This window comes from Sphingomonas taxi, from assembly GCF_000764535.1.
In the GTDB taxonomy this organism is placed as follows: domain Bacteria; phylum Pseudomonadota; class Alphaproteobacteria; order Sphingomonadales; family Sphingomonadaceae; genus Sphingomonas; species Sphingomonas taxi.
On record NZ_CP009571.1, the window covers coordinates 3347000 to 3359594 of the forward strand.

The 12595-nt window shown below is 69.4% G+C and carries 14 protein-coding genes; 5 read left to right on the forward strand and 9 right to left on the reverse strand.

Translation table 11 applies throughout. The features are described 5' to 3' along the window. Positions 1 to 27: 27 nt before the first annotated feature. Positions 28 to 2664 carry a TonB-dependent receptor gene (locus MC45_RS15290; protein ID WP_038664974.1) on the forward strand — a complete coding sequence of 879 codons (2637 nt, stop codon included), beginning with the start codon at positions 28 to 30 and terminating at the stop codon, positions 2662 to 2664. Between the two features lie 4 nt (positions 2665 to 2668). On the opposite strand, the gene MC45_RS15295 is transcribed toward MC45_RS15290, so the two are convergent. Both MC45_RS15295 and MC45_RS15300 read right to left on the reverse strand, forming a co-directional pair. After that, positions 2669 to 4204 (reverse strand): ABC transporter permease/substrate-binding protein, encoded by a 1536-nt coding sequence (locus MC45_RS15295; RefSeq protein ID WP_038664976.1) that lies wholly within the window; start codon positions 4202 to 4204, stop codon positions 2669 to 2671. Next, a complete protein-coding gene (locus tag MC45_RS15300) occupies positions 4201 to 4965 on the reverse strand; it encodes an ATP-binding cassette domain-containing protein (protein ID WP_038664979.1) in 765 nt (254 codons plus the stop codon). The genes MC45_RS15295 and MC45_RS15300 overlap by 4 nt, the downstream gene beginning before the upstream one ends. A gap of 61 nt (positions 4966 to 5026) precedes the next feature. Here MC45_RS15300 and MC45_RS15305 point away from each other — a divergent pair, with 61 nt between their 5' ends. Continuing rightward, a complete protein-coding gene (locus MC45_RS15305; RefSeq protein WP_038664981.1) occupies positions 5027 to 5815 on the forward strand; it encodes an SDR family oxidoreductase in 789 nt (262 codons plus the stop codon). Between the two features lie 98 nt (positions 5816 to 5913). Here MC45_RS15305 and MC45_RS15310 read toward each other — a convergent pair whose 3' ends face one another. Continuing rightward, the gene (locus tag MC45_RS15310) at positions 5914 to 6207 is read right to left on the reverse strand and encodes a 4a-hydroxytetrahydrobiopterin dehydratase (RefSeq protein ID WP_038664984.1); all 294 of its coding nucleotides are present in this window, start codon (positions 6205 to 6207) and stop codon (positions 5914 to 5916) included. 49 nt (positions 6208 to 6256) lie between these two features. On the opposite strand from MC45_RS15310, the gene MC45_RS15315 reads away from it, so the two are divergent. Genes MC45_RS15315 through MC45_RS15325 form a run of 3 tightly spaced genes read left to right on the forward strand, consistent with a single transcriptional unit; the run spans position 6257 to position 7865 of the window. Further along, positions 6257 to 6667, forward strand: a complete 411-nt coding sequence (locus tag MC45_RS15315; RefSeq protein WP_038664987.1) for a metallopeptidase family protein — start codon at positions 6257 to 6259, stop codon at positions 6665 to 6667. Next, the gene (gene ccmA, locus MC45_RS15320) at positions 6664 to 7218 is read left to right on the forward strand and encodes a heme ABC exporter ATP-binding protein CcmA (protein WP_038664989.1); all 555 of its coding nucleotides are present in this window, start codon (positions 6664 to 6666) and stop codon (positions 7216 to 7218) included. Before MC45_RS15315 ends, ccmA begins: the two co-directional genes overlap by 4 nt. Next, complete coding sequence (locus tag MC45_RS15325) at positions 7218 to 7865, forward strand: heme exporter protein CcmB (RefSeq protein ID WP_038664992.1); 648 nt, start codon at positions 7218 to 7220, stop codon at positions 7863 to 7865. The genes ccmA and MC45_RS15325 overlap by 1 nt, the downstream gene beginning before the upstream one ends. Before the next feature lie 6 nt (positions 7866 to 7871). Here MC45_RS15325 and MC45_RS19860 read toward each other — a convergent pair whose 3' ends face one another. The 6 genes from MC45_RS19860 to MC45_RS15355 form a co-directional block, all read right to left on the reverse strand. Then, a complete protein-coding gene (locus MC45_RS19860; RefSeq protein WP_245640744.1) occupies positions 7872 to 8192 on the reverse strand; it encodes a hypothetical protein in 321 nt (106 codons plus the stop codon). Further along, the gene (locus tag MC45_RS15335; RefSeq protein ID WP_038664994.1) at positions 8180 to 9049 is read right to left on the reverse strand and encodes a class I SAM-dependent methyltransferase; all 870 of its coding nucleotides are present in this window, start codon (positions 9047 to 9049) and stop codon (positions 8180 to 8182) included. Before MC45_RS15335 ends, MC45_RS19860 begins: the two co-directional genes overlap by 13 nt. Beyond that, the gene (gene thrC / locus MC45_RS15340) at positions 9046 to 10437 is read right to left on the reverse strand and encodes a threonine synthase (RefSeq protein ID WP_038664997.1); all 1392 of its coding nucleotides are present in this window, start codon (positions 10435 to 10437) and stop codon (positions 9046 to 9048) included. Before thrC ends, MC45_RS15335 begins: the two co-directional genes overlap by 4 nt. Positions 10438 to 10654: 217 nt before the next feature. Then, entirely contained in the window at positions 10655 to 11242 is a 588-nt protein-coding gene (locus tag MC45_RS15345) for an SURF1 family cytochrome oxidase biogenesis protein (protein ID WP_038665000.1), read from the reverse strand. Beyond that, positions 11239 to 11634, reverse strand: coding sequence for a DUF983 domain-containing protein (locus MC45_RS15350; RefSeq protein WP_038665003.1), 396 nt, complete (start codon positions 11632 to 11634; stop codon positions 11239 to 11241). The genes MC45_RS15345 and MC45_RS15350 overlap by 4 nt, the downstream gene beginning before the upstream one ends. 20 nt (positions 11635 to 11654) lie before the next feature. After that, positions 11655 to 12587: a cytochrome c oxidase subunit 3 gene (locus MC45_RS15355; RefSeq protein WP_038665006.1), complete on the reverse strand. Its 933-nt coding sequence runs from the start codon at positions 12585 to 12587 to the stop codon at positions 11655 to 11657. Positions 12588 to 12595: the final 8 nt, after the last annotated feature.

A 12595-nucleotide genomic window follows, 5' to 3' on the forward strand; every position in this document is an offset into this window, starting at 1 on the left:
AGCCGGAGTGTTCAAAGGGTATTCGGTATGCGTGTCGCGGTGGTGATGATGATGGCGGTGAGCTGGCCGGCGCTGGCGACCGCGCAGCAGGCGCCTGTGCCGACCGCCGCCCCGACCCAGCCCCAGGCCGCGCCGACCGCGGCGGATGCCCCCGCGACGGCCACGCCGGCGGCGCAATCCACCACGCCGACCGCAACGGAGGCCACGCCCGTCGCGCAGACGACGCCGGCGGCGGAGACCGAAGAAGAGGATAGCGACATCGTCGTCACCGGCCGCCGCCCGCCCGGCTCGGTGGTCGGCGACATTCCCGCCGAACAGGTGCTCAGCCCGGCCGACGTGCGCAGCTATGGCGTCAGCAGCGTCTCCGACCTGCTCACCGAACTGGCACCGCAGACGCGCAGCGGCGCGGGTGGCGCGCCGGTGGTGCTGCTCGACGGCAAGCGCATCTCGGGCTTCCAGGAAATCCGCGACATCCCGACCGAGGCGATCCTCCGCGTCGACATCCTGCCCGAGGAGGTGGCGCTCAAATACGGCTATACCGCCGACCAGAAGGTGGTGAATTTCGTGCTGCGCCGCCGCTTCCGGTCGACCACGGTCGAACTGGCCGACAAGGCCCCGACCGAGGGCGGCACGAACAGTCCGCAGGGAGATCTCGACCTGCTGACGATCCGCAACGGCTCGCGGCTCAACATCCACAGCAAATACACGCAGAGTTCGGCGCTGACCGAAGCGGAACGCGATATCAGCGTCGCGACGACCGAAGGCGCGACGCCCGGCTACGATCAGCGGCCGTATCGTACGCTCCAGCCGTTCAGCCGCAGCTTCGGCACCAACGCCACCTATGCGCGGCCGATCGGCGACGTCAGCGCCACCTTGAACGGCGAGCTGACCGCGACGCAGACCGTCGGCCAATTCGGGCGGCAGCTCGATGCGTCGGGCCAGCCGATCAGCGACGCGCTGACCCAGCGCAGCAACGGTATCACCGCGCATCTCGGCACCAGCCTCAACGGCCGGCTGAGCCCGCGCTGGCTCTGGACGGTGACCGGCGCCTACGACCGCGCGGAAAACCGCACCGACACGCAGACCGGCGTCACCACGCCCGACAATCGTGCGCGTTCGACGTCGAACACCGGCGACCTCGAAGCGCTCGCCAACGGTCCGCTGTTCACGCTGCCCGCGGGCGACGTCTCCACCGCGATCCGGATCGGCGCGCAGACCAGCGATTTCACCAGCGCCTCCTTCGGCGAGCGGATCAGCAGCGGCAGCGTGTCGCGGGACGCGGTCAACGGTCGCGTCAACATCGACGTGCCGATCGCCAGCCGCTCGCGCGCCGTGCTCGGCTGGCTCGGCAACCTGTCGGTCAACGGCAATGCCGCGATCAACCAGCTTTCCGATTTCGGCACGCTGACCGCTTATGGTTATGGCGTGAACTGGGGGCCGATCGACAGCCTGCGGGTGATCGGATCGATCAACCAGCAGGATGTCGCACCGACCGCGACGCAGCTCGGCAACCCGACGGTGGAGACGCCCAACGCGCGCGTCTTCGATTATGTCAGCGGCCAGACGGTGACGGTGACGACGATCAGCGGCGGCAATCCCGACCTGCGGTCGAGCAGCCGCCGCGTCACCCGGCTCGGCGTGACGCTCAAGCCTTGGAGCGACAAGGACCTGACGCTGATCGGCACGTACACCAAGCAGGACACGCGCAACCCGATCCAGTCCTTCCCGTCGCCGACCGCGGCGATCGAGGCGGCATTTCCCGATCGCTTCACCCGCGACGCGGCGGGCGATCTCACCCGGCTCGACGCCCGCCCGATCAATTTCGCGCGTGCGGTGAGCGAGCAGTTCCGCTGGGGGATCAACTTCTCCAGGCCGATCAAGTCGAAGGTGCAGAAGGAGCTCGAGGCGTTCCGTGCGGGTACCGGGCCCAACCCCTTTGCCGGCATGCGCTTTCCCGGCGGGGGCGGGCGGTTCGGCGGCGCGCGGGCCAGCGCCGACGGCGCTCCGCCGTCACCGGGTGCGGAGGGTGCGCCGCCGCCACCATCGCCGGGTGCCGATGGCGCGCCCCCGCCGCCGCCCGGTGCCGATGGTCCACCGCCCGGCGGCGGCGGCGGGCGCGGCTTCGGTGGCGGTGGTGGTCGCGGCTTCGGCGGCGGCGGTCGTGGCGGTCAGGGCGGTGGGCGTATCCAGTTCGCGCTATACCATACGTGGCATCTCACCGAGCGCGTCACCGTCGCGAACGGCGGGCCGCTGCTCGACCTGCTCAACGGCGATGCGACCGGATCGAGCGGTGGCCAGCCGCGGCACGAGTTCGAGGCGCAGGCCGGCTATTCGAACAACGGCATCGGCGTGCGCCTGTCCGCCGATTACGCGACCGGCACCCGCGTCAACGGCGGGACGTCCGCCAATCCACAGACGCTGCGCTTCTCCGGCCTTGCCACCGCCAATCTGCGGCTGTTCGCGGACCTCGGCCAGCAACTGAAGCTGGTCAAGGCGCATCCCTGGGTGCGCGGCGCGCGCGTGACGCTGTCGGTCGACAACATCCTCAACACCCGCCAGACCGTTCGCGATGCGGCGGGCGTGACGCCGATCAGCTACCAGCCCGATTACCTCGACCCGCTTGGCCGGACGGTGCGGCTGAGCCTCCGCAAACTGTTCTTCTGAGGACCTAAAGCCCCAGTCGCCGCGCCAGCCACGCCGCCGCTTGCTCAGGGGTGCGCTTGCCGGCGTCGCGATCGACCTGATAATTCGCCTCGCGCATCGCGGCGACCGGGATACGCCCGACCAGCGGCGCCAGCGCGGCGGTGAAGGCGGCGTCCCCCGCGCGTGCCGGTGCGACGAGCAGCAAGGCATCGTAACTCGGGATCGCGTGTTTCGGGTCGGTCAGCACCGTCAGCCGGTCGGCCGCGATCCGCCCGTCCGACGAGAAAGCGGAGATCACGTCCGCCTCGCCGCTCGCCAGCGCGCGATACATGAAGGTCGGCGCATAGGGCGTCGCCGCCGCGAAGCGCAGCGGATAGGCGTGGCGTACCGCCGCCCATTCGGGACGTTCGAGGAACTCGAGATCGCTGCCGAAGCGCAAGGCGGGCGCCGCACCGACGAGGTCGGACAGGCTGGCGATGCCGCGGCGCCGTGCGTCGTCGCCGCGCATCGCGAAGGCATAGGCGTTCTCGAAGCCGAGCGATCCGACCAGCCGCACACCGCTGCTCGCCTGCGTCCAGCGGCCGATCGCGGTGGCCATCGCCTTGGGGTCGGGGACGTCGCTGCGCCGCATCGCACCGGTCCACAGCGTGCCGGCATAATCGACATAGACGTCGATATCGCCGCTGGTCAGCGCGCCGTAGATCACCGCCGAGCCGAGGCCGTCGCGATAGCGGACGGTATAACCGGCGCGGGTCAGCCGGTCGCCGATCAGCCGGGCAAGGATATATTGTTCGGAAAAATTCTTCGCGCCGACCGTCACCACCTTGTCGCCGCCGCGCTGCCAGAGCGGCGCGGTCGCGGCGAGCAGGCCGGCGACCAGCGCGAGCGTCGCGCCGAGCCACACGGCGCGACGTCGATGGGCGATGCCGCGCTCGATCAGGCCGATCAGCGCGTCGACGGCAAGCGCCAGCCCCGCCGCGGCGAAACAGCCGGCAAGCACCAGCGCCCAATTCTGCGTCTGCAGACCGGCGAAGATCATGTCGCCGAGGCTCGGCTGGCCGACGGTGGTCGACAGCGTCGCCGCGCCGATCGTCCACACCGCGGCGGTGCGGATGCCGGCGATCAGCACCGGCGCGACCAAAGGCGCCTCGACCAGCCGCAGCGTCTGCGCGGGCGTCATGCCGACCGCTTTGGCCGCCTGTCGCACGGCCGGATCGATTCCGGTCAGCCCAGCGACGCCGTTGCGGATGATCGGTAGCAGCGCATAGAGCGTCAGCGCGATCAGCGACGGCAGGAAGCCCAATGCCGGGATGCCGCCGCCGACCAGCGCCGACAGCCAGAGCAGCAGCGGGTAGAAGAGCGCGAGCAGCGCGAGGCTGGGGACGGTCTGGACGAGGCTGGCGAAGCCGAGGATGACGCGGCCGGTGCGCGGCCGGCGCGCGGCGACGATGGCGAGCGGCAGGCTGATCGCGATGCCGAGCAGCAGCGCCGCCGCCGACAGCAGCACATGTTGCGCGAGCAGCGGCGGCACCCGGCCGAGCGCATCGAGGAAGGCGCTCACGCCGCTTGCTCCCGCGCGATCCCGCGCAGCCGTTCGGCCTGATCGCGCGGCACCGCGACCAGCGCCTGCGCCGCTTCGCCGCCATCGCCATGGAGCAGGTCGGCGGGCGTCGCATCGGCGACGATCCGCCCCGCCTGCATCACCAGCACGCGGTCGGCGAGCAGCAGCGCCTCGGCCATGTCGTGCGTGACGAGGATCGTGGTGAGACCTAGCCGGTCGTGCAGCGCGCGAATCTCGCTGCCGAGCGCGTCGCGCGTCACCGGATCGAGCGCGCCGAACGCCTCGTCGAGCAGCAGCAGCTTGGCACCGGGCGCGAGCGCGCGGGCGATGGCGACGCGCTGGCGCTGGCCGCCCGACAGCGCCTCGGGCAGCCGGTCTGCGATGGCGCGGGGCAGCGCGACGAGATCGAGCAGCGCGTCGACGTCGGTGGCGGGGAGGCCGGCGATGCGCGGGCCGATGCCGATATTTTCGGCGACGGTCATATGCGGGAACAGGCCGATGCCCTGAAAGACATAGCCGATCCGCCGGCGCAGCGCCGGGGCGGGACCGGCGGCGACATCCTCGCCGTCGAGCAGCACGCGGCCCTCGCTCGGCTCGATCAGCCGGTTGATCGTCTGGAGCAGCGTCGACTTGCCCGATCCCGATGCGCCGACCAGCGCGACGAAGCTGCCCGCGGCGATCGTCAGCGACACCCCGTCGACCGCCCGCGTCTCGCCATAACGTTTGCTGACGGCGTCGAAACGGAGCGATTCTGCTGGCATCGTCCGGAACGATGCGGGATGCCCGTGACAAAGTCCAATGAATGGACGGCAGGAGAGGCTTATGAGCGAGGTACGCGCGATCTTCATCACCGGCGGCGGATCGGGCATCGGCCGCGCCGTCGCGCGGTTGTTCGCGAGCCGCGGCTGGCGGGTCGGCATCGCCGACGTCAACACCGCCGGGCTCGACGAGACCGCGGCGTTGATCGCCGGCGGCATGGTCGAACGCTATGTCATGGACGTCCGCGACCGCGACGCCTGGACCGCGAGCCTCGACGCCTTCACCCGGGCGAGCGGCGGGCGGCTCGACGTTCTGTTCAACAATGCCGGGATCGGCACCGGCGGGCCGCTCGCCGAGGCGCGGTTCGAGGAGATCGACCGGACGATCGCGATCAACTTCACCGGCGTGGTGAACGGCGCGCGGATCGGCCATGCCTATCTGGCAAAGACGCCGGGATCGGTGCTGCTCAACACTTCCTCGGCGTCGGGCATCTATGGTTCGTCGGGACTCGCCACCTATTCGGCGACCAAGTTCGCGGTCCGGGGGCTGAGCGAGGCGCTGGACGGCGAATGGCATCGCGAGGGGATCAAGGTGCGCTGCCTGCTGCCGAGCTTCATCGAGACGCCGCTGCTCGATGGCGTCGCCGGCGGCACCAACCGGACGATCCGCGAATCGGTGACCGGCGCGGGGCTCGAACTGACCCCGGTCGACGCGGTGGCGGAAGCGGCGTGGAAGGCGGTGCATGGCGACGCGGTGCACACCTATGTCGGCAAGACCGCCGAACGGCTGCGCTTCGCCGCGCGCTGGTTCCCCGGCGCGCTGCGCAAGCGGATGCGGCGGTCGCTGCGCTGATCAAAGCGAAATATCCCTCCGTTCGCCCTGAGCCTGTCGAAGGGCCTGAGTCTCAAGCTGCTTCGACAGGCTCAGCACCAACGGGCGGGCGTGTCGGCCTATTCGTCGACGATCGCGTCGATCGCCTCGGCCATTTCGATGTCGCGGCCCGACAGGCCGGCGGCATCGTGCGTGGTCAGCAGGATTTCGACGCGATTGTAGACGTTGCGCCATTCGGGATGATGGTTGGCCTTTTCCGCCATCAGCGCGACCTGCGTCATGAAGCCGAACGCCTCGACGAAATCGGCGAAGACGAGGCTGCGGGTGATCGCGTCGCGCGCCTCGTCATAATCCCATTCCGGCAGGCCATCGAGTGCATCGGCACGTTCGGCTTCGCTAAGGGCCTCGATCATCGGCGGTCTTCCTTGCTGGACGGGAAAGGGACGCGGTATGGCGACAGGCATGAACGGGCAAGATGCTAATGGACCGGCCCCCGGTGCCGATGCGATCGAGCGGATCGCCCGCGACACGATCGCGCGGCTGCCCGCGGCATTCGCCACGCACCTCGGCGACGTCGTGCTGCTGGTCGAGGAGGAGGCGGACGCCGAGACGCTCGCCGCTTTGGGAATCGAGCATCCGCTCGACCTGACCGGCCTCTATCACGGCCGGCCGCTGGGCGAGAAATCGTCGATGGAATCGGGCGCGCTGCCCGACCGTATCCATCTGTACCGGCAGGCGATCCTCGTCGAATGGGTGGAGACGGGGGTGCGGCTCGACGATCTCGTCCGCCACGTCACCATCCATGAGATCGGCCATCATTTCGGCCTGTCCGACGACGATATGCATGCGCTGGAAGACGCGGTGGTCGATTGACCGGGCTAGCACTGGCGGATGTCGCCTGCATGCGTGGCGGCCGGATGCTGTTTGCGGGGGTGAGCGTCGCGCTCGGCGCGGGCGACGCGGCGCTGGTCAGCGGACCCAATGGCGTCGGCAAATCGAGCCTGATCCGCATCGCCGCCGGACTGCTGTGCCCCGCCGCAGGCGCGGTGACGCGCGACGGCGCGGTGGCGCTGCTCGGCGAATCGCATGCGCTCGATCCCGAATTACCACTGGCGCGGGCGTTGGCCTTCTGGATCGGCGGGCGAACCGAGGCGGCGATGGCGGCGGTCGGGCTGGCGCATCTCGCCGCGGTGCCGGTGCGCGTGCTGTCGACCGGGCAGCGCCGCCGCGCCGGACTGGCGCGCGTCGTAGGTGCGGACGCGCCGATCTGGCTGCTCGACGAGCCGGCCAACGGCCTCGACGCCGACGGGGTGACGCAGATCGAGACGCTGATCGCCGCGCATCGCGCCGCCGGCGGGATCGCGATCGTCGCAACGCATCAGCCGGTTGCCTTGCCCGGCGCGGTTCGCGTGACGCTGCACTGATGCGGATCGGCGGCATCGTCTGGCGCGATCTGCGCCGCGCCTGGGCGGGTGGGGGCGCCTTGTGGCCGGTCGCCTTCTTCCTCCTCACCGCGATCCTCTTTCCGTTCGCCGTCGGCCCCGACACGGCGTTGCTGGCGCGGATCGGTGGCGGGGTGATATGGGCCGCCGCGCTGCTCGCCGCGCTGCTGCCGGTCGAGCGGCTGGTGGCACCCGACGTCGAGGCGGGGGTCATCGATCAATATGCGGTGCGCGAGGTCCCGCTGGCGCTGGTCGCCTTCGCCAAGATCGTCGCGCACTGGCTCGGCTTCGCGCCGCCGCTGATGCTGGCGGCGGTGGTCGCGGCGGGGCTGTTCGATCTGTCGGCGACGACGCTGGTGCGTATCGAGCTGGGGCTGCTGATCGGCACGCCGGGGCTGGCCGCGCTCGGCGTCGCCACCGCGGCGCTGGTTGCGGGCCTGCGCGGCAGTGGCGCAGTGGCGGGGCTGGTGATGCTGCCGCTGGCGATCCCGCTGCTCATCTTCGGCGCGGGATCGCTCGATGGAGCGGCAGGGGCGGGGGCGGTGAAGCTGCTCGCCGCGGTTAGCCTGCTGCTGACCGCCGGCGCGCCGTGGATCGCCGCAGCGGCGATCCGGAGCGGCATGGATTAATAACGGTTACGACTTCGATCCGTGATCCGAAGCATAGACCATCGCCGCGGCGGTGCCGGTCGCCGGTTTCAAATGAAACCATTCGGGACGATCGATCGCGGTAAGAAACGCGAGCACGGTCAGGCCGAACATCAGCAGCGCCAGCCGGCCCCACAGCGGATTCGGCTCGGCATCGTCATGCGTCGTTTTGGCGAGATCGTCATTGGGTCGCATCATCATGCCTCCATGTGCTGATCTACCGATATAGGCAGAAAAGCCTTCTGATCGACGAGCGTTCCGTAACGTTTGTTTGCTGCGCTGCACCAACCGCCGCGTCAACGGCTCCATCGGGCCCAGATCGCGGTCGGCAGCGTCAGGCCGCGTGTCTCCTCGCGCACGCCGAGTTCGCCCGCCTCGACCTTGCCGGGCAGGTCGCCGAAGAGTTGGCGGACCAGCTCACCGATTGCCAGCGCCGACATGCGCACCGCATAGACGGTGAGGAACAGGAAGCGGCTGTCGGCGTCGATCAGCTTGCGGCAGTCGGCGATCAGCCCCGGCAGATCCTCCTCCAGCCGCCACAATTCGCCCTCCGGCCCGCGGCCGTATTTGGGCGGGTCGAGCAGGATGCCGTCGTAGCGCCGCTTGCGACGCACCTCGCGCGCGACGAACTTGACCGCATCGTCGACGATCCAGCGGATCGGCGCCTCGGTCATGCCGGACAGGACGGCATTGCCGCGCGCCGCCTCGACCGATTTCTTCGAGGCGTCGACATGGACCATCTTGGCGCCCGCGGTCGCCATCGCCAACGTGCCGACACCGGTATAACCGAACAGGTTGAGGCATTCGGGCTGGTCGAGATCGGCGACCTGTTCGCGCATCCAGCTCCACACTGGCGCCATGTCGGAGAAGAAGCCGAGGTGGCGGAACGGCGTCGGCTGCGCGGTGAAGCGCACCTCGTTCCATTTCAGCGGCCAGCCCTCGCGCGGCACCGACTCGGCGAAGACCCAGCGGCCGCCGCCATCCTCGTCGCTCGCCGGCACGAACTCACCTTGCGCGCGCCAGTTCTCGGTCGCGGGCGCCCACATCGCCTGCGGCTCGGGGCGGATGAAGCGGTAGCGACCGTAGCGTTCGAGCTTGCGGCCGTTGCCCGAATCGACGAGGCCGTAATCCGCCCAGGGCTCGCCGATCAGCGTGTCGAGCTTCATGGCTTCGGCACCGCGCGTTCGGCAATATAGGCGGTGACCGCGTCGAACGTGCCGGGGAGGGTGGCGAACCGTTCCTCACGCTCGAACAGGTCGCCGATCCGGCCGGGCAGGGTCGGGCGCTGGCCGGTGGCGCGCTCGACCGCGTCGCGAAACTTGGCGGGATGCGCGGTGGCGAGCGTCACCACCGGCACGTCGCTGGGGTGGCGGCGCGCCGCCGCGAGCGCGATCGCGGTATGCGGGTCGATCACCTGCCCGGCATGTTCGTGCGCCCAGCGCATCGCCAGCGTCATGTCGTCGAGGTCGACGCGGTCGCTGGCGAACAGCGCCGCGCCAGTATGCTGTGCGTTAGTGAGGCGCATCGCGCCCGACGACTCGAAGCCCTGCATCTGGGCGCTGAGCGCGGCGCCGTCGCGGGCGCCGAGATCGAACAGCAGCCGCTCGAAATTCGAGCTGACCTGGATGTCCATCGACGGCGTCGGCGTCTGCTGGACGATTCCCTTGCTGTAATCGCCCGCCGAGATGGCGCGATGGAGGATGTCGTTGACGTTGGTCGCGACGATCAGCTTGGCGACCGGCAGACCCATCTGCGCGGCGACATAGCCGGCGAAGACGTCGCCGAAATTGCCGGTCGGCACCGAAAAGGCGACGCTGCGCTCGGGCGCGCCGAGGCGGACCGCGGCGTAGAAATAATAGACCACCTGCGCCATCAGCCGCGCCCAGTTGATCGAATTGACCGCGGACAGCGCGAACGTCCCCGAGAAGCCGGGATCGTTGAACATCTGCTTCACCAGCGCCTGCGCGGTGTCGAAGTCGCCGTCGATCGCGATATTGTGAACGTTGGGGGCGAGCACCGTCGTCATCTGGCGGCGCTGCACGTCCGACACCCGGCCGGCGGGATGGAGCATGAACACGTCGACCCCGGCGCGGCCGGCGAGCGCGTCGATCGCCGCCGAACCGGTATCGCCGCTGGTCGCGCCGACGACGGTGAGATGCCGGTCGCTGCCATTCAGGAACCGCTCGAACAGCAGGCCGAGGAGTTGCAGCGCGACGTCCTTGAACGCCAGCGTCGGGCCGTGGAACAGCTCGAGCAGCCATTGATCGTGGTCGAGCTGCACGAGCGGTGTCACCGCGGCATGGCTGAACCGGCCATAGGCGCGGGTGCAGAGGTCCTTCAGCTCGTCGGGCGTGAGCGCGTCGCCGACGAAGGGCGTCATCACCGCGACTGCGGTATCGACATAGGAGAGGTTGGCGAAACCGGCGATCTGCTCGCGGGTGAGGCTGGGCCAGCGCTCGGGCAGATAGAGGCCACCGTCGGAGGCCAGCCCGGCGAGGGTGACGTCGCGGAAATCGAGCGCGGGCGCGGCGCCGCGGGTGCTGACATAACGCATCGCGGCTGGGTAGCGGGCCGATGCGCGAGGGGCAACGCCGGGTTTGCTTGGGGGCGATGGCATTGGGCTATGGGGGCTTGAGTCCTCCCCCGGCAGGGGGAGGTGGCAGGCAAGGCCTGACGGAGGGGAGGATACGGCGCACTCCGCGGTTGTGGAAACACCCCCTCCACCACGGCCTTCGGCCGCGGTCCCCCTCCCCCGCTGCGCGAGGGAGGAATTAAGCAGCGACCCGCCGCCGCAACGCCAGCACGTAGATCACCGCAGCGATCGCGGCGAAGAAGAACCATTGCACCGCATAGGACAGATGGTTGTTCGGGACGGAGGAGAGATCCGGCTTGCCGTTCGCCGCGAGGCCGAGCGGCGGCGCGTCGGCGACGAGCAGCAGCCGCTGCGGGCTATGGTCGAACAGCGACCCGATCAGCGAGCGGCCGTCGGGGGCGTGGCTGATATAGCCGCTCACCGCGCCGCCGGACCAGCGCGACTTGAACATCGGGTCGGGGGTCGTACCGAGCTGGACGACCAGTCCGTTGCCGCAATCGGCGATCAGGCGGAAGCCCGCCGCCCCGGCACCGGCGAGCCGTTGCCCGAGCGGGCGGGCGCATGTCGCGGTCGTGCGACGGAAGAGAAGCCGGTCGTCGGGCGTCGCCGGAAAGGCGATCGGCGGCTTCGCCGGATTGGCGGCAAGCTGCGCGAGATACGCCTCTTTCTTCGGCGCACGATCGAGCAATTGCCACAGGCCCAGCGCGATCATCGCCGCCACCGCAGTCACGACGACGAGGGTCGGGATCAGCGGCACGCGCCTCATGGTCGCGGGTCGATGCGCCCTTCGCGCGCGGCGTTGCGGAATTCGGCGGACATCAGCGCGCCCTTGGCGAGGCGCAGCGACCAAATCACGCCGGCGAGCGTCACCGGGATCCAGATCAGCATGTGCAGCCACAGCGGCGGGTGCAGCGTCAGTTCGAGCATGATCGCGCCGATCACCACGATCGTGCCGAGGATCAGCGTCAGGAAGGCGGCCGGCCCGTCGCCGACGTTGAACTGGGTGAAGTCGAGCCCGCAGGCCGAACAGCGATCGGCGAATTTGATCGCCTTGGCGAACAAAGTGGGCTTGCCGCAGCGCGGGCAGAGGCCGCGCAGGCCGGCCTGGACGACCGAGGGCATGGCCTCGGTCGCCGGCAGGGGCGTCGGATCAGTCATAGGCGACGCCCCTCATGCGATCAGCCACCGTGGACCGGCGCGCCCCAGCCACCCCAGACGTAGATGGTGACGAACAGGAACAGCCACACCACGTCGACGAAATGCCAATACCAGGCCGCCGCCTCGAAACCGAAATGCTGGCGCGGCGTGAAGTCGCCCTTGTAGGCGCGGATGAGGCAGACGGCGAGGAAGATCGTGCCGATCAGCACGTGGAAGCCATGGAAACCGGTCGCCATGAAGAAGGCGGCGCCATAGTTCAGCCCCTTGAAGGGGAAGGGCGCGTGCATGTATTCATACGCCTGGATCGAGCTGAACAGCACGCCGAGCGCGACCGTCAGCCACAGGCCCTTGAGCACGCCGTCGCGGTCGCCGACGCCGAGCATGCCCCACAGGCCGGTCTTCTCGCCACCTCGCTGGTTGTGGATCAGCGCGTGATGCGCCCAGGTGACGGTGGTGCCGCTGGTGAGCAGGATCAGCGTGTTGAGCAACGGCAGTTCGAAGGCGTTGATGACCTCCAGCCCCTTGGGCGGCCATTGCGCGGCGATCGCCGCGGCGCCCTCGGCGGCGCGTTCGACCTGGCCGTCGACGAAGCTCATCGCGGTCGGGAACAGCGCGAAGTCGAAGAAGGCCCAGAACCAGCCGACGAAGAACATCACTTCGGAGGCGATGAACAGGATCATGCCATAACGGAAATGGAGCTGGACGACGGGGGTGTGATCGCCGTGATGCGCCTCGCGCACCACCTCGGCCCACCAGCTGTACATGGTGAACAGCACGCCCGCGAGACCGGCGAGGAAGATCCAGCCACCGCCATTGGCCTTGTCGGCGGCGAGGTGGCCGCCGTGCATCCACATGATCGCGCCCGACGCCATCACCAGCGCCGACAGCGATCCGAACAGGGGCCAGATGCTGGGGGGCAGGATATGGTAATCGTGGTTCTTGGCGCCGGCCATGGTCGTTT